Genomic DNA, 17,513 nt, shown 5'->3' with positions numbered 1-17,513 from the left:
CTTGTTCTTCTTCAGCGCGTCCAGCCCCTTGTCGGCGAGCTGCAGGCCGAACGGCAGGGTGGCGTGCACCAGCGCCTCGGACGAGGTGCGCGGCGCCGCGCCCGGCATGTTGGCGACGCAGTAGTGCACCACCCCGTCGATCACGTAGGTGGGGTCCATGTGGGTGGTGGGGCGCGAGGTCTCGAAGCAGCCGCCCTGGTCGATGGAGACGTCGACCAAGACCGCGCCGGGCTTCATCTTCTTGAGGTGCTCTTTGCGCACCAGCTTGGGCGCGGCCGCGCCCGCGGTGAGCACGGCGCCGATCACCACGTCGGCCTTCAGAACCTCCTCCTCGACCGCATCGAGCGTGGAGTAGCGGGTCAGCACGCGCCCGGCGAAGATGTCGTCGAGGTAGCGCATGCGCGGGATCGAGCGCTCGACGATCGTGACCTCGGCGCCCAGGCCCGCGGCCATGCGCGCGGCGTTGGCGCCCACCACGCCGCCGCCCAGCACGCAGATCCGCGCCGGCGGCACGCCGGGCACGCCGGAGATCAGGAGGCCCATGCCGCCGTTGTGCTTCAGCAGCGTCTCGCCGGCCGAGAACACCGCGATGCGGCCGGCGACCTCGCTCATCGGCGCGAGCAGCGGCAGCCCGCCCTGCGCATCGGTGACCGTCTCGTAGGCGATGGCCGCGCAGCCGGAGGCCAGGAGGCCCGCGGCCTGGGCGGGATCGGGTGCCAGGTGCAGGTAGGTGAAGAGGATGTGCTTCGGCGTGAGCCTCGCCCACTCGACGGCTTGCGGCTCCTTCACCTTGACGATCAGCTGGGCGCCCTCGAACACCGCCTCGGCGCCCGGCAGGATCTCGGCGCCCGCCTTGACGTAGGCCTGGTCGGAGTAGCCGGCGCCTGCGCCCGCGCCCTGCTCCACCACCACCTGATGGCCGTGGGTCACGTACTCGCGCACCGCCGTGGGGGTCAGGCCGACCCGGTATTCGTCAGGCTTGATCTCGCGGGGCACGCCGACGCGCATGAGCGGCTCCTTCGGGGACGGTTATTGCGGAGGCGCGGTGGTTTGAGGGGAGATCGTCGCGCGGGTCAAGCCATCTCTCCTCCGGTCATCCCCGCGGAAGCGGGGATCCAAGCGGCGCCCTGCCATCCGAGCCTGAGTCGGCTTGGGTTCCCGCCTCCGCGGGAACGAGCGGCTTACTGGGCTCCCGCATACCCCACTGGGCGGAAAGTTTGCAGCTGAACCCGACATTGGCTCGGCTACTGTGGGGCATGGGGGCGGGAAGCGAGCGACGCGGCTGCGCTATCTGAACATCAGCGAGAACGCCTTCGAGGTCTGGCCCGAGGCGGTGTCGTGCATGAAGGGCTTGATCGAGCTGCGCGCCACCGACAATCCATTGGCCGCCCTGCCCGACAGCATCGCGGGGTTGGCGTGGCCGGGAACGAACGGATTGGGGGTTGCATCCGAGGCGGCGACGGCGAGGCTTGCCGCATGAATCCCCCAGGCCAGCTGATCGATATCGGGGGGCGGCGGCTGCACGTGGTGGCGGCGGGCGAGGGCGCGCCTGCGGTGGTGCTGGAATCGGGCGGAGGCGGCGGCGCCTCGGTGCAGGACTGGCCGGTGCTGCGCAGGGTCGCGCGGTTCGCGCGCTGCCTGGCCTATGACCGGGCGGGTCTGGGCTGGAGCGATCCGCCGACGGCGCCGCGCAGCTTCGAGGCGATGGCCGACGACCTCGCGGCCCTTCTCGCGGCCGTGGGCGAGCCGGGGCCGATCGTGCTGGTCGGCGGCTCGTTCGGCGGGCTTCTGGCGCGGGCCTTTGCCCAGCGGTTCCCGGCGACCGTGGCCGGCATGGTGCTGGTCGATGCGGCGGAGGAGGCCAAGTACTTCGCGACCATGGCGGCGATGCGCCCCCTCCACGAGGCGGAGCTGCGCGAGGCCGCGCGGCGGGCTGCATCGGGCGCGCTCGCCCGGGAGGCCGAGCCCGCGATCCGCGCCGCGGGCCGGGACGAGGCCACCCAGGCGGCGATGCTGTGGGTGCTGCGCCGGCCCGAGCACTTCACGGCCTCGCTGGACGAGCTGGCGGCGATCGGCCTGGCGACGAGCGCGCAGCGGGCGGCCGGCGGCTTCGGCGGGCTCGGCGACAAGCCGCTGGTGGTGCTGAGCCATGGCCGCCCCTACGCGGGCGAAATGGCGGTCTGGGAGAACGGCTGGGCGGAAGCCCAGGCGCGGCTGGCGGCGCTCTCGACGCACAGCGCGCACGTGGTCGCCGAGACGAACGGGCACTCGATCGCGCTGGAGAACCCGGTCCTCGTCGCCGCGGCGATCCGGGCCGTGGCGCGGGCCGTGCGCGGCGCGCCGCTGGACCTCAGCGACGTGCGACGGCGGGCGCGGGCGCCCTGAGCGGCGCTACGGCGCGCGGCGGCCGCGGACGAAGTGCAGGATCACCAGGACGATGGCGATCAACAGGACGATGTGGATCGCGAAGGTGGTGATGTGGAAGGCGAGGAAGCCCGCGAGCCACAGGATGAAGAGGATGACGGCGATGGCCAGCAACACGGGGTGAAACTCCTTGAGAATGACGCGCGCAGGAGGCGCTGGGCTGCCTAATGCGAAGCTCGGCGCCGCGTTCCGGACCGCCCGCGAGCGCAACCTGGGACGCCGCCGTCGCGTTGGGGTGGCCGGGACAGATCGGAAAACGCGATGCGTCGAACGCGTCGCGAGAGGAGATCATCATGAAAGCTCTTGTCATCGCCCTGGCGGCCACGACGGCGCTGGGCGGGGTCGCAGCCCCCGGTCTGGCGGCGGCGCAGCCCGGCTATTACGGCGACCATGACCGCGACCGCGGGGACTACGACCGGGACCGCGACCGCGACCGTTACGATCGCGACTACCACCACCACTGGCATTATTACGGCGGCCGCTATGGCTACAACGGCTACGCCGGCCATTGGCGGACCGGCGAGCGCTATCCCTACTGGCGCGACAACCGCTACATCGTCTCCGACTGGCGGGCCTATAACCTGCCGCCGCCGCGGCCGGGCTACCGCTACTATCGCGACGACAGCGGCGACGTGGTCGAGGCCGCGATCGCCTCGGGCGTGATCGGGCTGATCATCGGCGGCGCGCTGGCCGACAACGACCGCCACTACTATCGCCACTGAGACGAAAATCCCCTCCCGCGGGCCGCGGGAGGGGACGTTCCTAAGCTCGGAGCCCGGGTCCCGGATCGGCCTTGCAGCCCGTCCGGGATGACGGCTACTTGGCGACCACCGGCGGCTTCACCTGGGCGACGCGCGACTTGGAGATGATCTCCGCGAGCTTCGCGGTCGGGTGCGGCAGCTTCGGGGTGGCGGCGACCGAGCCGTAGTGCAGCACGTCCTCCGCCCGGGCCATCTGGAAGTCCTTCTTGGGATCGAACGCTTCCGGCGGCGCCTCCGCGGGCTCGTGCGGGGCCGCGCGCGTCTTGCCCTCCTGGGCGTTCAGCGCGTTGTGGAAGCTGGCCTCCGAGAACTGGAAGGCGCGATTGGCGATCGCCTGCGCCTCCTCCTTGGTCGAGGCGACCTCCAGGTCGGGCGTGATCCCGGTCTTCTGGATCGAGCGCCCGGAGGGCGTGTAGTAGCGCGCCGTGGTCAGCTTCAGCGCCCCGTCCAGGCCGCCGCGCAGCGGGATCACCGTCTGCACCGAGCCCTTGCCGAAGCTGGTGAGACCGACGATCTGCGCCCGCTTGCGGTCCTGCAGGGCGCCGGCGACGATCTCGGCGGCCGAGGCGGTGCCGGAGTTGATCAGGACGACCATCGGCATGCCGTTGGTGATGTCGCCGGGCCGGGCGTTGTAGCGCTCCACGTCGCGCGGATCGCGGCCGCGCTGGGAGACGATCTCGCCGCCTTGCAGGAACAGGTCGGAGACCCCGACCGCCTGATCCAGCAGCCCGCCGGGGTTGCTCCGCAGGTCGAGCACCAGGCCCTTCATGCGCGGGTTCTTGGCCTTCAGGTCGTTGAACGCCTGGGTCGCCTCGTCGGTGGTCTTCTCGCCGAACGAAGAGATCCGCAGCACGCCGTAGTCGCCGTCCATCTTGGCGGTGGCGGTCTTGGTCTTGATGATCTCGCGGACCAGCTTGACGTCGAACGGATCGGTCTTCTCGCGGGCGATGGTCAGGGTGACGGCCTCGCCGGGCTTGCCGCGCATCTCCTTGACGGCGTCGTTGACCGACAGGCCCAGCACGCTCTCGCCGTTCACCGCGGTGATGTAGTCGCCGGGCTTCAGGCCGGCGCGCGCGGCCGGCGTGTCGTCGATCGGCGAGATCACCTTGACCACGCCGTCCTCGCTGGTGACCTCGAGGCCCAGGCCGCCGTACTCGCCGCGCGTCTGGTCGCGCATGTCCTGGAAGCTGGCCGGATCGAGATAGCCGGAGTGCGGATCGAGCGAGGTGAGCATGCCGTCGATGGCCGACTGGATCAGCTTGGTGTCGTCGACCTCGGTCACGTACTGGTGCTCGACGGTGTCCAGCACGTCGCCGAACAGGCCCAGCATGCGATAGGTCTTGGCCCGTGGCTCTGCGGAGGCGAGCGCGTGACTCGACACGTAGGCCATGGACCCGGCGCCGAGCACGAAGGCCGAAACGCCGATCAACAGGTACTTCTTCATCGCCTGACGCAGGCTCCCTTGCGGCGCGCGCCGCCTAAAACACAGGCCCCCACGTAGCGCCTTTCGCGACGCTCAACCCGCGTTGGTCTCGAGCCACCTCGCCGGATCGACAGGCGCGCCCTGGTCTCGGACCTCGAGATAGAGTTCCGGCGAGGATTGTCGAGCATCCGGCATCCATCCGACAGTCTGACCTGCCGCGACGGATTGTCCGACGACCGTCGCCGAACGATCCAACCCTGCAAGCACCAGATGGTATCCACCGCTCAATCTTAAGATCAAGATCACGCCCCAACCTTTCACCGGGCCTACGTACTGGACGAGGCCGGCGCCGGGCGCGGCGACCGCGGCGCCGCGCGGGGCCGCAAGCGAAATGCCGTTGGCCCGACCGCCGCTCGGCAGCGGCTGGCCGAAGCGGCGGATCACCGGCCCGGCCACCGGCGTCACCAGCCGCGCAGGCGGCGCGGGGCGGCCCCCCGCGGCCGCGTGGGCGAGACGGCCGCGCAGCCCCGGCGCGGGGCTCTGCGGCAGGGCCTGGGCATCGGCCGCCTGGCTCTCGCGGGTGAACAGGGCCGCGCTCTCGACGGCCGCGAGCCGGCGTTCGCGGCCCATCTCGGCGGCGGCGCGGGCATAGGCCTCGGCGCGGCGCTGCAGCTCCGGAGTCATGGCCTTGACGAGGATCGCCGCGCGGACCGAGTCCTTGGCCTCCTGCGGCGAGACGAGCAGGGCCGGCGGCGGATCGCGGCGCAATCGCTCCAGGACCGAGAGCAGCCGGGCGAGTTCGCTCATGTTGCGCGCCTGCTGGGCGGAGAGCTCGGTTTCGGCGAGGTTGAGCCGGGCGAGCCGCGGCGGCGTCGCGGCAAGCGCCGCGGCGCCCAGCAACAGGACGGCGGCGAGCGGCGGGAGCAGGAAGCGAAGCGCCATCACTGGCGATGATAGGGCGATCCGGCCAGGATGGTGACCGCCCGATAGAGCTGTTCGGCCAGCATGGCCCGGACCAGCGCGTGCGGCCAGGTCTGCGGCCCGAAGGCGAGCCGGGCCTGCGCGCTCTCCAGGACCTGCGGCGCAAGGCCGTCGGCCCCGCCGATGGCAAACGCCAGGCGCCGCACGCCCCGGTCCCTGAGCCGGCCGATCTCTTGGGCGAAGGCGCGCGAGTTCGAAGGCTCGCCGTGCTCGTCGCAGGCGATCAGGTGGGCCTCCGCCAGATGCGGCGCGATCGCCTCGGCCTCGGCGGCCGGGCCGCGCTTGCGGGCCGCCACCTCGATCACCTCGACCGGCCCGAGCCCCAGCGCGCGGCCGGCGGCGGTGGCGCGCTCGGCATAGAGCTTCGCGAGGTCGGCCTCGGGGCCGCGGCCAAGCCGCCCCACTGCGACGATGGCGATCCGCACCTACAGCGGCGGTGGGGCCCGGAAGCCGCCGAACTCGCGCTCCAGCAGGCCTGCGAAGGCCAGCGTCGTGCGATCCTCCAGATAGGGCCCGATGATCTGGGCGGCGATCGGCAGGCCCCCCTTGGTGAAGCCGATCGGGGCGGCGGTCGCCGGCAGGTTGGGCGTGAGCGCGATCGCCGGCCAGGCGATCTGCTCGCCGTAGGGCGTGGCCTGGCCATTGATCGCATGGGTCCGCTTGGACCAGTCGGCCTCGTCGGTGTGCGGGAAGGCGACGGTCCCCATGACCGGCGCCAGCACGACGTCGAACTCGCCGAACAGCTCGGCCCAAGCGCGCCGGAGGGCGAGCTGTCCGTCGAGCAGGGCCATGTAGCGATGCGCATCGATCGGCTGGGCGTCGGGGCGGCCGCGGCTCATGGCCGTGTTGAGCAGGCCCATGTAGACCTCGCGCGAGCGGCCCGGCTCGGGCAGTCGGGAGGCGTCGCGCGTCACCTTCGCGCCGGCGCGCTCCAGCCGCTCTGCGAGCGCCGCCAGCGCGGCCTTGATCTCGTTGTCGAGGGCCACGCCCCAGACCGCGTCCACGATCAGCACCCGGTAATCCGCAAGCCGCGTCCCCCGGGGCTCCGGCAGGGCCAGGCGGTAGCCGACGCCCTCCAGCTCGTCCGGGCCGGCCAGCACCTCGAGCGCCAGCGCGAGGTCCGCCGAGGTGCGGGCGAGCGGGCCCACCACAGCCAGCGGCACGGGCGCGCCGTCCAGCCCGCCGGGCGCGTGGCCGCGGGTGGGGATCAGGCCGAAGCTGGGCTTGTGGCCATAGACCCCGCAGAAGGCGGCCGGCACGCGGATCGAGCCGCCGATGTCGGAGCCGAACTCCAGCGGGATCATGCCCGCGGCCAGCGCCGCGGCCCCGCCGCCCGAGGAGCCGCCCGGCGAGCGGGTCGGATCCCAGGGATTCACCGTGCGGCCGTAGATCGGGTTCACCGACTGCCAGTCGGAGAGCATGACCGGCACGTTGGTCTTTCCCAGGATGACCGCGCCGGCCGCCTTCAGGCGGGCCACGCCGATGGAGTCCTTCGGCGCGACATAGGCCTGGAACGGCTCGAACCCCCAGGTGGACGGCAGGCCGGCGACGTCGTGGGATTCCTTCACCGTCATGGGCACGCCCAGCAGCGGCCCCCGCTCGCCGCGCGCCAGCGCCGCGTCCGCCGCCCTGGCCGCCTCGCGGGCCCGGGCGAAGTCGCGCACGACCACCGCGTTGATGGCGCCGTCGCGCGCCTCGATGCGGGCGATGGCGGCGTCGGCCAGCTCCAGCGCGCTCACCTGGCGGGCGGCCAGCGCCCTGGCGAGCTCGCCCGCCGAGCCGTCCAAGAGGTCGCGTGAGATGGTGGTTTCGGACATGGCTGATCCTCCTGCGGCCATGGTGCGCCGGGCGAGGGCGGGAAGTCCACTCCCCTCCGGGACCCGACCCGGGCAGGGAGCCTCAGCCGGCGACGCGCTGGGCCGGGGGCTCGACCGACCAGATCTTCTCGATGTTGTAGAAGGAGCGGACCTCCGGCCGGAAGAGGTGGACGATCACGTCGCCGGCGTCGATCAGCACCCAGTCGCAGTGCGGCAGGCCTTCGACGCGGGCGCGGCCGTAGCCTTCCTCCTTGAGCAGGCGCAGCAGGTGGTCGGCCAGCGCGCCCACGTGCCGGTGCGAGCGGCCGGAGGCCACGATCAGCCCGTCGGCGACGGGACTCTTGCCTTTCAGATCGATGAAGACGACGTCCTGGGCCTTGTCCTCGTCCAGGCGTCCCAGGATCAGGTCCTCCAGAGCTGTGATGCGACTCTGGTCGTCCTGCGATGGCTCGGCGCTCGCCGGGGGGACCGGGGCGGCGGCCTCTTGCGCACGGGGCGCGGTCTTGCGGTTCAGCGGGGTGCTCCTCTGATGTCCTCGCTCCTTGGACCCTAGCAGATGCGCGGGCCCGGGTCAGCCGCCCAACTCAAGACGTGGCTTGCCGCATGCGTTCGCGCAAGGCGGTGGAAGACTGGAAATTGAACGGGCCCCGCAGGAACACCCAGGCGGGCGGCGCCATGTCGGCCAGCAGGGCGGCCTGGGCGGAGGGCTTGCGGAAGCGGGCGAACCTGCGCGCGGCCGGCGAGGCGCGCGCCCGCAGCGCGATCCAGGGCCGCGAGACCACCGCCACCGGCGTCTCGCGCATGAGCTGTGTCCAGCCGCGCCAGCGATGGAACGAGGCCAGGCTGTCGGCGCCCATGATCCAGACGAACTTCACCCGCGGGTAGCGCGCCTTCAGCGCGCGCACGGTGTCGATGGTGTACTGCGAGCCGATCCTGCTCTCCGCGTCGGAGACCACCATGCCGCGGCCCTTCGCGTAGCCGCGGGCGCTCGCCATGCGCGCGCGCAGCTCGGCCGTCTCGTGGGTCGGCTTCAGCGGGTTCTGCGGCGAGACCAGCCAGATCACCTTGTCCAGCTTCAGCCGGCGCTTGGCGGTCTCGGCGACGTGGGCGTGGCCCTCGTGCGCCGGATTGAACGAGCCGCCGAATAGCCCCACGCGCATGCCGGGCTCCAGGTGGAGGCCCATGCGCAGGGTCGCGGGCCGGCCCGCCCTAGGGACGCGTCTGGCCGGTCCCGCGAACCACATACTTGTAGGTCGTGAGTTGCTCTGCGCCGACCGGACCGCGGGCGTGCAGCCGGTCGGTGGCGATGCCGATCTCCGCGCCGAAGCCGAACTCGCCGCCGTCGGCGAACTGGGTGGAGGCGTTGACCAGCACGATGGCCGAATCCACCCGCTCGACGAAGTCCTCGGCGGCGCGCGGATCCTCGGCCACGATGGCGTCGGTGTGGGCCGAGCCGTAGGTCGCGATGTGCGCCGCGGCCCCCTCGACGCCGGCGACCACGGCCACGCTGATGATCGGCGCCAGGTACTCGGTCCCCCAGTCGGCTTCCTCCGCCTCGCCCATCGGGACGATGGCGCGGGCCGCCGCATCGCCGCGCAGCTCGCAGCCGGCCGCGGCGAGCGCTGCGGCCACCGGCGGCAGCAGGCGCGCGGCGGCCAGGCGGTCCACCAGCAGGGATTCCGCCGCGCCGCAGACCGAGACCCGGCGCAGCTTGGCGTTGACGGCGATGTCGACGGCCTTGGCGGGATCGGCGCTGGCGTGCAGGAAGACGTGGTTCACGCCTTCCAGGTGGCCCAGGACCGGCGCGCGGGCCTCGGCCTGCACGCGCGCCACCAGGCTCTTGCCGCCCCGCGGGATGAGCAGGTCGACGGCGCCTTCGAGGCCGCCCAGGATCAGCCCCACGGCGGCGCGGTCGGCGGTGCGCACGATCTGCACGCAGCTCTCCGGCAGGCCGGCCTCGGCGAGACCCTTGGCCAGCGCGGCGTGGATCGCGAGGTTCGAGGCCAGGCACTCCGAGCCGCCGCGCAGGATCACCGCATTGCCGGCCCGCACGCAGAGCGCCGCGGCGTCGGCGGTCACGTTCGGGCGGCTCTCGTAGATGATGCCGATCACCCCGATCGGGGTGCGCACGCGGGCGATGTCGAGGCCGTTGGGGCGGGTCCAGCGGGCGATCTCCTCGCCCACCGGATCGGGAATCGCGGCCACCGTCTCCAGCGCCCGGGCGACGGCCTCGAGGCGGCCCTCGTCCAGCACCAGGCGGTCGAGCATGGCCGGCGCGAGCCCGGCCTCACGCGCCGCGGCCACGTCGCGGGCGTTGGCCGCCAGGATCGCGGCCGCCTGGGCGCGCACCGCCCTGGCCATGGCGGCGATGGCGCGGGTGCGGGCCGCCGCGTCGGACAGCCGAAGCGCCTGGGCGGCGGCCCTGGCGGCGCGGCCCATGGCGATCATCTCGGCCTGCAAGCTCGCGCCTGCGTCGTCCATCGAAGGTCGTTCCCTTTTGCTCAATCTGAGCCTTAGCGCGCCGCGTCCGCCTGGACCAGCGCCAGGTCGTCGGCGTGCACGACGGGGCCGGAGGTGTAGCCGATCGCGGGCTCGATGGCGGCGGACTTCAGGCCGCAGATGCGGCTCGCGTCGGCCGCCTCGTAGCGGGCGAGCCCGCGGGCGATCTCAGCGCCGCCTTCGTCGAGGATGACCACCGCGTCGCCCTTCTCGAAGCGGCCCTCGACCCGGCGCAGGCCGGCGGCCAGCAGGCTCTTGCCGCGCCGGACCGCGGCCGCGGCGCCGGCGTCGACCACCAGGGCGCCGGCGGGAGCGAGCGAGCCCGCGATCCAGGCCTTGTAGGCCGCCGCGGGCGTCGTCGAGGGCGCGATCAGCGTCGCGCGCTCGCCGGCCTCCAGCGCGGCCAACGGGGAGGGGCGATGCCCGAGCGCGATGACGGTGGCGCAGCCGGCCGCGCTGGCGATCTTCGCGGCTGCGAGCTTGGTCGCCATGCCGCCGGTCCCGACGCCGCCGGCGTTGGCGCCGCCCGCCATGGCCTCGATCTCGGGCGTCAGGCGCTCCACGTGACCGACATGCCGCGCGTCCGGATTTCGCCGCGGATCGGCCGTGTAGAGCCCGTCGACGTCGGAGAGCAGGACCAGGAGGTCCGCCCCGATCATCTGGGCGACGCGGGCGGCCAGCCGGTCGTTGTCGCCGTAGCGGATCTCCTCGGTGGTCACGGTGTCGTTCTCGTTGACCACCGGCACGACGCCCAGCGCGAGCAGGGTCTCGGTCGTCGCCCGGGCGTTCAGCCAGCGGCGGCGGATCTCGGTGTCGTCGCGGGTCAGCAGCACCTGGGCGGCGGACAGGCCATGCGGCTCGAACGCCTCCTCCCAGGCGCGCATCAGCGCCGACTGGCCGGCCGCCGCGGCGGCCTGCTTCTCCGGCAGCGACAGCGCCCGGCGGGTGAGACCGAGCCTGCGGCGGCCCAGCGCCACGGCGCCCGAGGAGACCACCAGCACCTGCTGGCCGCGCTCGCGCAGGCGGGCGATGTCGGCGGCGAAGGCGTGCAGCCAATGGGCGTCGGCCGCGCCGCCGGCCCCGACCAGCAGCGCCGAGCCCACCTTGACCACGATCCGCTTGGCGCCCCCCAGCTGGTTCACGGCGCCCAGCCCTCCGAGCGGCTCTCGGCGGAGTTCGGCTCGGCCGCCGCGGCCCGCCGGGCGCGGACCAGGGCGTAGGCCTCGCGCAGCAGCTCGGTCACGCCCTCGCCGGAGACGCCCGAAACCAGCCTGGGTGGCGCGCCGGCGGCGGCCGCCAGGGCCTGGGCCTTCTCGGCCCGGGCGGCGGAATCCAGCGCGTCCACCTTATTGAGCGCCAGCACCTCGGGCTTGTCGGCCAGGCCCTCGCCATAGGCCCGCAGCTCCTGGCGCACGGTCCGCCAGGCCTGGGCGACGTCGTCCTGCGTGGCGTCGACCAGGTGGATCAGCACCGCCGTCCGCTCCACGTGGCCGAGGAAGCGCGCGCCGAGGCCCGCGCCCTCGCTGGCGCCTTCGATCAGGCCCGGGATGTCGGCCAGCACGAACCGCTCGCCCGAGGAGAGGTCCACCACGCCGAGGTTAGGGCTGAGCGTGGTGAACGGATAATCGGCGATCTTGGGCCGCGCGGCGCTGGCGCCCGCCAGGAACGTCGACTTGCCGGCGTTCGGCAGGCCCACCAGGCCCACGTCGGCGATCAGCTTCAGGCGCAGCCAGATCCAGGCCTCCTGGCCCTCCTGCCCCGGCATGGCGAAGCGCGGCGCCTGGTTGATCGGCCCCTTGAAGTGGGTGTTGCCGAACCCGCCGTTGCCGCCCTTCAGCAGGCGGATCTTCTGGCCCGGCTGAGTGAGGTCGGCGATCAGCTCCTGCTTGTCCTCGGACAGCACCTGGGCGCCCACCGGGACCTTCAGCACCACGTCGTCGCCGTTCGCCCCGTGCCGGTTGCGGCCCATGCCGTGCTCGCCGGTCCCGGCCTTGAAGTGCTGCTGGTAGCGGTAGTCGATGAGGGTGTTCAGGCCGTCGAGCGCCTCGACCCAGACATCGCCGCCGCGGCCGCCGTCGCCGCCGTCCGGCCCGCCGTACTCGATGTACTTCTCGCGGCGGAACGAGACCGCGCCCGCCCCGCCGTTTCCGGAGCGGATGTAGATCTTCGCCTGGTCGAGGAACTTCATGGGTCAGCCGGCCTTCACGCGGCGCATAGCACGAAACGGCGCGCCGATGTCCGCGCCAAGCCGGAGCCGGAATGCCAAATGATCGGGCCGCGAACTGTCATGCCGGCTGCGCAGTTGAGGAGAGCTTGACCTAGGGAGGTACATTCGATGCGAACGAAGGCGGGGCGGACTACCGCAGTTCTCATGGCCGGCGCGTTGGCGCTCGGCGGTTGCGCGACCGTCGGGTCGGTGAAACGCGCGCAGGCTGCGGCCGATCAGGCCATGGCCGCAGCCCAGGCCGGACAGGCCGCAGCCCAGAGGGCGCAGAGCAGCGCCGACGCCGCTGCGGCCGCCGCTCAGCGGGCGCAGAGCAGCGCCGATTCGGCCGGCAGCGCGGCCCAGGCGGCCCAGTCGCAGGCGCAAGGCGTCAGCACGCAGGTGACCCAGCTCTCCTCGCGCATGGACTCCCTGGAGGCGGCGCGACGCGCGGCGGCGACCCACCATCGTCGCCACCACCACCGTCGCCATCACGCGGCGGGCGCGGCGGCGGCGCACCCGGGCGAGCGGGGCTGATCCCCTCGCCGCGGGCGGCCGCGGCCGCCTAGAGGCTAGGCGAGCCACACCATCATCCGGGTCGGGACCTCCGCGCCGCGCGCCTTGGAGCGGCGCAGTTCCACGTCCCCGGTGTAGAGGAAGCCCGCCTTGCACAGCACCTGGCCCGAGGCCGGGTTGTCGGCGAAGTGGCCGGCGACCACCAGCCGCTTGCGCCAGTCGCGCCTGACCCACTTCAGGCCCGCCCGCACCGCCTCGGTGGCATAGCCGCGGTTCCAGAACGGCCGGCCGATCCAGCAGCCGAGCTCAGGCCGCCCGTTCGGCCGCGCCGTCAGCCGCAACATCCCGACCAGGCCGAAGTGCCGGTGCTCGATGGCGAACTGAGCTTCGCGCTGCCAGTCGAGGCGCATGGCGCGCGCCACCGCAGCCTCCGCTTCGGCCTCGCCGAACGGGTGCGGCAGCCAGCAGGTCCGGCCCGCCACGTTGAGGTCGGAGGCAAGGCCGGCCAGCGGCTGGGCGTCGCCGCTCACCGGGCCCCGCAGCGTCAGCCGCTCCGTCGCAATGACCGGCGTGATGTCCGAGGTGATTTCGATCGCGCACATGATGTCGCCTCCCAGGACCCCAGCTTGAGGCCCAAAAACAAAGCGGGGAGCCCGGCGTTCCGGACTCCCCGCTCGGTCGTCTGTCCGGTCCGCCTCTGAAGGAAGGGCGGAGCCGGATGGAAGCTCCGCCTTAGCTGGCGTTCGTCTCCATCGCCGGGACCACCGTCACGTAGGTGCGGTCATCCTGCTTGGTGACGAACCTCACCGCGCCGTCGACCAGCGCGAACAGGGTGTGGTCTCGGCCCACGCCCACGTTGTCGCCGGCCCGCCACTTGGTGCCGCGCTGACGCACGAGGATGTTGCCGGCGAGCACCGCTTCGCCGCCGAACTTCTTCACGCCGAGCCGCTGACCCGCGGAATCGCGCCCGTTGCGCGACGAGCCGCCGGATTTCTTGTGAGCCATTGCGCTCTCCTAATCGCCTGAAGACCCGCCCCTACTCGGCGGAGCCCTTGTCCTTTTTGGTGGCCGCGGCCTTTTTCGGCGCAGGCTTCTTTTCCGCCGCCGGCTTGGCCTCGGCCTTGGGCGCCGCCGCCTTTTTCGCGGCCGGCTTGGCCGGTTGGGCCTCCGCCTTGGCCGGGGCGGCCTTGGCGGCCGCCGGCTTCCTGGCCGCCGGGGCCTTGGCCGGAGCCTCGGCGACCGGGGCGTTGGTCTCGGCCGAGTCCATGGCCTGCTTCACCTCATCGGAAGCGGCCACCTCTTCGACCGTGCGGGCCGGCTTCGGCTGGGCCGCCTTGCGGGGCGTGGGCGCAGGCCTGGCGGTCTCAACCGGGGCGAGGTTCGCCGCGAGCGGCGCGGCGTAATCCAGGCCCCGGGCGTGGGCGTCGAGCTCGGCCTTGGTGGTGAGCTTCACCTCGCCGTCCCACCTGGCCTCCTGGCCGGCGCCGGCGATGGCGGTCACCCGCAGCACGCTCTGCAGCTGGCGGTGACCCTTGGTGCGGCGGTAGCCCTGGCGGCGGATCTTCTTGAAGATCTTGATCTTCTCGCCCTTGCGGGTCTCGATCAGGGTGGCCTGGACGCGGGCGCCCTCGACGAGCGGCGCGCCGACGGTCACGGCTTCCCCCTCGCCCAGCATCAGCACGTCGCCGAACGCGACGTTCGCGCCGGGGTCGCCCTCGAGCTTCTCGACCACCAGCAGGTCGCCGGGTTGCACCCGGTATTGCTTGCCGCCGGTCCGGATCACCGCGTACATCTTCGCGCCTTCAAAAACGGAGCTGTCTGCAAAATGGAACGCGCCCGCGAGAGGCCCCGCGGGCGAGAGGGGCGGACTTATACGGGAAGGCCGGGCGAAGTCAACGAACCGCGCAGGCGGAAAATGGGGGCCCGCCGCGCCCAGGCTTCGCCGTAAGCCCGCGCCCTGTTAGCCTCTCGGCTACAGCAACCGCGGCAGGCGCAGATGACCACGCAACACATCCCCCACCCCAGGATCGCCGAGCGGGAGCAGGCCGGCCCCCACACCACCCGGCGCGAGCAGCTCGGCTTCAACGGCCGGTTCGCCATCCTGATCACCAATGCGGTGGGCACCATGTGGTGCGCCTACGCCTTCGGGATCCTGGCGCTGATCAGCCTGCCGGCCGCAGTCCACGCCGGCACCGCGGCGCTGATCTCGTGGATCGCGCAGACCTTCCTGCAGCTCGTCCTGCTGTCGGTGATCATGGTCGGCCAGAAGGTGGCGGCCGCCGCCTCCGACAAGCAGGCGCTGCAGACCTACAAGGACGCCGAGGCGCTGCTGAAGATCGAGGACGACCTGCACCGCCTGCTGAAGATCAACAACCAGCTCACCGAGGAGATCCACCGCGTGGTGGCGGCCGGCGGCGGCAAGGGCTGAGCCGTCGGGAGCCGGGCGTGCGCCGGGCCTGGACCTGGCTGGCCGGCGGGCTCGTGGCCGCAGGGCTGGCGAGCTCGGCCGCGGCGCAGGGCGTCGGCGGCGTCGCCAGCCTCGACTGCCGGGTCCGGGCCGACGGGCGGCTGGCCGACTGCCGGGTGGTCTCTGAGGCGCCGCGCGGTCAGGGGCTCGGCAAGGCGGCGCTGCGCATGGCCGGGCGGATCAGGATGAATCCGGTGAGCCGCGGCGGCCGGCCGACGGCCGGAGCCAGGGTCACGATCCCGATCCGGTTCGGGCCGACGGCGCGCCGATAGCTGCATCGCCCGGACGGCGGCGCGCCGGACCCCAATTCACAAAATGCAACCGGGCGGAACTCTCCTGAACGGCCAGGGTTGCAGGCGAGTCCTTTCCCCACAGGAGTCTGGCTCATGAAAACCCTTACCGTCGCCGGCGCGATCGGCGCCCTGCTGCTCGCCGGCGCAGCCGTCGCCCAGACGACCTCCGGCTCTTCGAGCTCGAGCAACATGCCCTCGAGCAACATGCCCTCGAACAGCACGCCGTCGAACAACATGCCGAACAGCAACACCTCGGCCACGACGGGCACGGTGGGCTCGAGCGATCAGACGACGACCACCACCACGGCGCCGGCGGCCGGCAGCTATAGCTCCGACACCACCACGACCGCGCCTGCGGCCACGGACAACACCGCGGCGACCGGCACGGCCACGAACACCGCCGGCACGAGCGGCGGCGGCACGGCTGGGGAACGCGGCTGACAGACACAGAGTCTCCGTCGTCCCGACCTGACGGCCGTCCGGCGCAGCCCGCCGGGCGGCCTCAATGGCCCCTGGTCGTCGCCATCGCGATAACCGGGGCGCTGGCCATGCCCTTGTCGGCCCGGGTGGCGCCGTTGCCCGGGGCGGCGCGGCATGCGCCCTATGGCCCGATCGCCAAGGCGATCGCCGCCGAGTTGGCGCGCGCGCCCGACATCGATGCCGCGGTCGGCCGTTTCTACCGTGACCGCGACGACCGCGCGATCTGGGTGCGCGGTTGGCGGCTGAAGCCCGAGGCCGAGACGCTGGTCGAGCGCGTCCACGCCGCCCGCGGCGACGGCCTGGACCCGCAGGCCTATGGCGGCGCGGCGCTGGCCGAGGCGGTCGCGCGGGCCGGGAGCGGCCAGCCGGACGACCTGGCCCGCGCCGAGGTGGCGCTGTCCGCCGCCCTGGCCCGCTGGGGCCGCGATCTGCACACCCCGGCGACGGACGTCGGCATGATCTACGCCGATCCGGCGGTCGCCCCGCCGCAGGTCGACGAACTGGGCGTCCTGCAGCTCGCGGCGCGGACCTCGCCCGCAGCGGCGATCGCCCGCCTTGCGCACATGAACCCGCTCTACGAGCAGCTGCGCGCGGCGCTCGCGGCCTGGCGGGCGCGCGGCGGCTCGGCCTCCGGCGCGCGGACGATCCTGGCGAACCTGGAACGCGCCCGCGCCCTGCCCCCGGACCTCGGGCGCCGCTATGTGCTGGTCGACGCCGCCGCCCAGAAGCTGTGGCTGTACGAGGACGGCCGGCCGGCGGATTCCATGGACGTGGTGGTGGGCAAGCTGTCCGAACCCACGCCGGCGATGGCGGGGCTGATCCGCTTCGCCGTGGCGCACCCGTACTGGAACGTGCCGCCGGACCTGGTGCGCGATTCCATCGCGCCCAAGGTGCTGCGCTACGGGACCTCGTACCTGGCGAGCCAGAACATGGAGGTCCTCTCCGACTGGACGCCGAACGCCACGGTGCTCCCGCCGGCGTCCGTCGACTGGCGGGCGGTGGCGTCCGGCGCGCGGATCCTGCGCGTTCGGCAGCGGCCCGGCGACGGCAACATGATGGGGCAGGTGAAGTTCGTCTTTCCCAACCAGCTCGGCGTCTATCTGCACGACACGCCTCTGAGGCAGTTCTTTGCGCAGGCCCGTCGCACCGAGAGCGCCGGCTGCGTGCGCCTGGCCGACGCCCCGCGGCTCGCCCGCTGGCTGCTGGGCGACGACGCCCGCCTGCTCACCGAGCCCGGCGAACCCGAGGAGCGGGTGAATCTTCCCGAACCGGTGCCGGTCTACATCGTCTACCTCACCGCCTCGCCGGGCCCGCAGGGCCTGGTCTTCCACCCCGACGTCTATCGGCGCGACGCCAAGCTCGAAGCGAGCCTCACCAAGGCGCGCAGCGTCTCCCCGGCGCCGCTTCCGGCGAAGCCGCAGAAGGCCGCCTGAGGCGAGGGAACCTGCGGTCGGGCGCGCCGCTTCTTAGCCCGAGAGAGGAGCTCCGCCTTGCTCGATGAGGATGCCTTCCTGCCGGCCCTGGCCTTCTTCGGCGGCGTCGCTCTGATGAGCTTCGCCGCCGGATGGATCTCCCAGGCCCTTCTGGGCGCCTTCTAGCGTCGCCCGATTGCCTTTGCGCGCCGCGGGCGCGAAGCTCCGCCGCCTTCC

At 72.8% G+C, this 17,513-nt stretch carries 21 protein-coding genes and 1 pseudogene; 8 read left to right on the top strand and 14 right to left on the bottom strand.

Annotated features, from left to right (window positions below):
- Window positions 1-1,008 (bottom strand): alanine dehydrogenase (ald, locus tag VLI41_RS06585; RefSeq protein WP_325267266.1); only part of this gene is annotated, 1,008 nt, incomplete at its 3' end.
- Between the two features lie 334 nt (window positions 1,009-1,342).
- On the opposite strand from ald, the gene VLI41_RS06580 reads away from it, so the two are divergent.
- The gene (locus VLI41_RS06580; RefSeq protein ID WP_325267265.1) at window positions 1,343-1,480 is read left to right on the top strand and encodes a hypothetical protein; all 138 of its coding nucleotides are present in this window, start codon (window positions 1,343-1,345) and stop codon (window positions 1,478-1,480) included.
- Window positions 1,477-2,385: an alpha/beta fold hydrolase gene (locus VLI41_RS06575; protein ID WP_325267264.1), complete on the top strand. Its 909-nt coding sequence runs from the start codon at window positions 1,477-1,479 to the stop codon at window positions 2,383-2,385. Before VLI41_RS06580 ends, VLI41_RS06575 begins: the two co-directional genes overlap by 4 nt.
- Before the next feature lie 6 nt (window positions 2,386-2,391).
- On the opposite strand, the gene VLI41_RS06570 is transcribed toward VLI41_RS06575, so the two are convergent.
- Entirely contained in the window at window positions 2,392-2,541 is a 150-nt protein-coding gene (locus VLI41_RS06570) for a lmo0937 family membrane protein (protein WP_325267263.1), read from the bottom strand.
- Window positions 2,542-2,717: 176 nt separating this feature from the next.
- On the opposite strand from VLI41_RS06570, the gene VLI41_RS06565 reads away from it, so the two are divergent.
- Window positions 2,718-3,146, top strand: coding sequence for an RcnB family protein (locus tag VLI41_RS06565; RefSeq protein WP_325267262.1), 429 nt, complete (start codon window positions 2,718-2,720; stop codon window positions 3,144-3,146).
- 94 nt (window positions 3,147-3,240) lie between these two features.
- On the opposite strand, the gene VLI41_RS06560 is transcribed toward VLI41_RS06565, so the two are convergent.
- The 9 genes from VLI41_RS06560 to obgE form a co-directional block, all read right to left on the bottom strand.
- Complete coding sequence (locus VLI41_RS06560; protein WP_325267261.1) at window positions 3,241-4,629, bottom strand: S41 family peptidase; 1,389 nt, start codon at window positions 4,627-4,629, stop codon at window positions 3,241-3,243.
- A gap of 72 nt (window positions 4,630-4,701) precedes the next feature.
- Window positions 4,702-5,550, bottom strand: a complete 849-nt coding sequence (locus VLI41_RS06555) for a murein hydrolase activator EnvC family protein (RefSeq protein ID WP_325267260.1) — start codon at window positions 5,548-5,550, stop codon at window positions 4,702-4,704.
- Window positions 5,550-6,014, bottom strand: coding sequence for a 23S rRNA (pseudouridine(1915)-N(3))-methyltransferase RlmH (gene rlmH, locus VLI41_RS06550; RefSeq protein ID WP_325267259.1), 465 nt, complete (start codon window positions 6,012-6,014; stop codon window positions 5,550-5,552). The genes VLI41_RS06555 and rlmH overlap by 1 nt, the downstream gene beginning before the upstream one ends.
- Complete coding sequence (locus VLI41_RS06545) at window positions 6,015-7,406, bottom strand: amidase family protein (protein ID WP_325267258.1); 1,392 nt, start codon at window positions 7,404-7,406, stop codon at window positions 6,015-6,017.
- Window positions 7,407-7,488: 82 nt separating this feature from the next.
- A complete protein-coding gene (gene rsfS / locus VLI41_RS06540) occupies window positions 7,489-7,962 on the bottom strand; it encodes a ribosome silencing factor (RefSeq protein ID WP_325267268.1) in 474 nt (157 codons plus the stop codon).
- Between the two features lie 28 nt (window positions 7,963-7,990).
- Window positions 7,991-8,650 carry a nicotinate-nucleotide adenylyltransferase gene (locus VLI41_RS06535; RefSeq protein ID WP_325267257.1) on the bottom strand — a complete coding sequence of 220 codons (660 nt, stop codon included), beginning with the start codon at window positions 8,648-8,650 and terminating at the stop codon, window positions 7,991-7,993.
- Window positions 8,616-9,887: a glutamate-5-semialdehyde dehydrogenase gene (locus VLI41_RS06530; protein ID WP_325267256.1), complete on the bottom strand. Its 1,272-nt coding sequence runs from the start codon at window positions 9,885-9,887 to the stop codon at window positions 8,616-8,618. Before VLI41_RS06530 ends, VLI41_RS06535 begins: the two co-directional genes overlap by 35 nt.
- A 32-nt stretch (window positions 9,888-9,919) precedes the next feature.
- Entirely contained in the window at window positions 9,920-11,047 is a 1,128-nt protein-coding gene (proB, locus tag VLI41_RS06525; RefSeq protein ID WP_325267255.1) for a glutamate 5-kinase, read from the bottom strand.
- The gene (gene obgE, locus VLI41_RS06520) at window positions 11,044-12,093 is read right to left on the bottom strand and encodes a GTPase ObgE (RefSeq protein ID WP_325267254.1); all 1,050 of its coding nucleotides are present in this window, start codon (window positions 12,091-12,093) and stop codon (window positions 11,044-11,046) included. The genes proB and obgE overlap by 4 nt, the downstream gene beginning before the upstream one ends.
- A gap of 261 nt (window positions 12,094-12,354) precedes the next feature.
- On the opposite strand from obgE, the gene VLI41_RS06515 reads away from it, so the two are divergent.
- Window positions 12,355-12,645 (top strand): hypothetical protein, encoded by a 291-nt coding sequence (locus VLI41_RS06515; protein WP_325267253.1) that lies wholly within the window; start codon window positions 12,355-12,357, stop codon window positions 12,643-12,645.
- A gap of 35 nt (window positions 12,646-12,680) precedes the next feature.
- On the opposite strand, the gene VLI41_RS06510 is transcribed toward VLI41_RS06515, so the two are convergent.
- The 3 genes and pseudogenes from VLI41_RS06510 to rplU all read right to left on the bottom strand — a co-directional run.
- Entirely contained in the window at window positions 12,681-13,226 is a 546-nt protein-coding gene (locus VLI41_RS06510) for a GNAT family N-acetyltransferase (protein ID WP_325267252.1), read from the bottom strand.
- Window positions 13,227-13,356: 130 nt separating this feature from the next.
- Entirely contained in the window at window positions 13,357-13,629 is a 273-nt protein-coding gene (rpmA, locus tag VLI41_RS06505; RefSeq protein ID WP_325267251.1) for a 50S ribosomal protein L27, read from the bottom strand.
- A 280-nt stretch (window positions 13,630-13,909) separates the two neighbouring features.
- Window positions 13,910-14,416 (bottom strand): annotated as a pseudogene (rplU, locus tag VLI41_RS06500) (50S ribosomal protein L21); the annotation flags it as partial.
- A 204-nt stretch (window positions 14,417-14,620) separates the two neighbouring features.
- On the opposite strand from rplU, the gene VLI41_RS06495 reads away from it, so the two are divergent.
- From VLI41_RS06495 to VLI41_RS06480, 4 genes are all read left to right on the top strand, one after another.
- A complete protein-coding gene (locus VLI41_RS06495; RefSeq protein WP_325267250.1) occupies window positions 14,621-15,052 on the top strand; it encodes a hypothetical protein in 432 nt (143 codons plus the stop codon).
- 17 nt (window positions 15,053-15,069) lie between these two features.
- Complete coding sequence (locus VLI41_RS06490) at window positions 15,070-15,363, top strand: TonB family protein (RefSeq protein WP_325267249.1); 294 nt, start codon at window positions 15,070-15,072, stop codon at window positions 15,361-15,363.
- A gap of 114 nt (window positions 15,364-15,477) precedes the next feature.
- On the top strand, window positions 15,478-15,825 hold the full coding sequence (locus tag VLI41_RS06485) for a hypothetical protein (protein WP_325267248.1): 348 nt from the start codon (window positions 15,478-15,480) through the stop codon (window positions 15,823-15,825).
- A 107-nt stretch (window positions 15,826-15,932) separates the two neighbouring features.
- Window positions 15,933-17,297 (top strand): L,D-transpeptidase family protein, encoded by a 1,365-nt coding sequence (locus tag VLI41_RS06480; RefSeq protein WP_325267247.1) that lies wholly within the window; start codon window positions 15,933-15,935, stop codon window positions 17,295-17,297.
- The last annotated feature ends 216 nt before the right edge of the window (window positions 17,298-17,513 follow it).

The sequence above is a fragment of the Phenylobacterium sp. genome (assembly GCF_035475775.1).
Classification (GTDB): Bacteria; Pseudomonadota; Alphaproteobacteria; order Caulobacterales; family Caulobacteraceae; genus Phenylobacterium.
This window is presented reverse-complemented; position numbering and strand designations above follow the sequence as displayed.

Coding starts and splice junctions, on each gene's coding strand:
- VLI41_RS06580 (WP_325267265.1), top strand. CDS start 1,343: ATGAAGGGCTTGATCGAGCTGCGCGCCACCGACAATCCATTGGCCGCC.
- VLI41_RS06575 (WP_325267264.1), top strand. CDS start 1,477: ATGAATCCCCCAGGCCAGCTGATCGATATCGGGGGGCGGCGGCTGCAC.
- VLI41_RS06565 (WP_325267262.1), top strand. CDS start 2,718: ATGAAAGCTCTTGTCATCGCCCTGGCGGCCACGACGGCGCTGGGCGGG.
- VLI41_RS06560 (WP_325267261.1), bottom strand. CDS start 4,629: ATGAAGAAGTACCTGTTGATCGGCGTTTCGGCCTTCGTGCTCGGCGCC.
- VLI41_RS06555 (WP_325267260.1), bottom strand. CDS start 5,550: ATGGCGCTTCGCTTCCTGCTCCCGCCGCTCGCCGCCGTCCTGTTGCTG.
- VLI41_RS06545 (WP_325267258.1), bottom strand. CDS start 7,406: ATGTCCGAAACCACCATCTCACGCGACCTCTTGGACGGCTCGGCGGGC.
- VLI41_RS06535 (WP_325267257.1), bottom strand. CDS start 8,650: ATGTGGTTCGCGGGACCGGCCAGACGCGTCCCTAGGGCGGGCCGGCCC.
- VLI41_RS06530 (WP_325267256.1), bottom strand. CDS start 9,887: ATGGACGACGCAGGCGCGAGCTTGCAGGCCGAGATGATCGCCATGGGC.
- obgE (WP_325267254.1), bottom strand. CDS start 12,093: ATGAAGTTCCTCGACCAGGCGAAGATCTACATCCGCTCCGGAAACGGC.
- VLI41_RS06515 (WP_325267253.1), top strand. CDS start 12,355: ATGGCCGCAGCCCAGGCCGGACAGGCCGCAGCCCAGAGGGCGCAGAGC.
- VLI41_RS06510 (WP_325267252.1), bottom strand. CDS start 13,226: ATGTGCGCGATCGAAATCACCTCGGACATCACGCCGGTCATTGCGACG.
- rpmA (WP_325267251.1), bottom strand. CDS start 13,629: ATGGCTCACAAGAAATCCGGCGGCTCGTCGCGCAACGGGCGCGATTCC.
- VLI41_RS06495 (WP_325267250.1), top strand. CDS start 14,621: ATGACCACGCAACACATCCCCCACCCCAGGATCGCCGAGCGGGAGCAG.
- VLI41_RS06485 (WP_325267248.1), top strand. CDS start 15,478: ATGAAAACCCTTACCGTCGCCGGCGCGATCGGCGCCCTGCTGCTCGCC.
- VLI41_RS06480 (WP_325267247.1), top strand. CDS start 15,933: ATGCCCTTGTCGGCCCGGGTGGCGCCGTTGCCCGGGGCGGCGCGGCAT.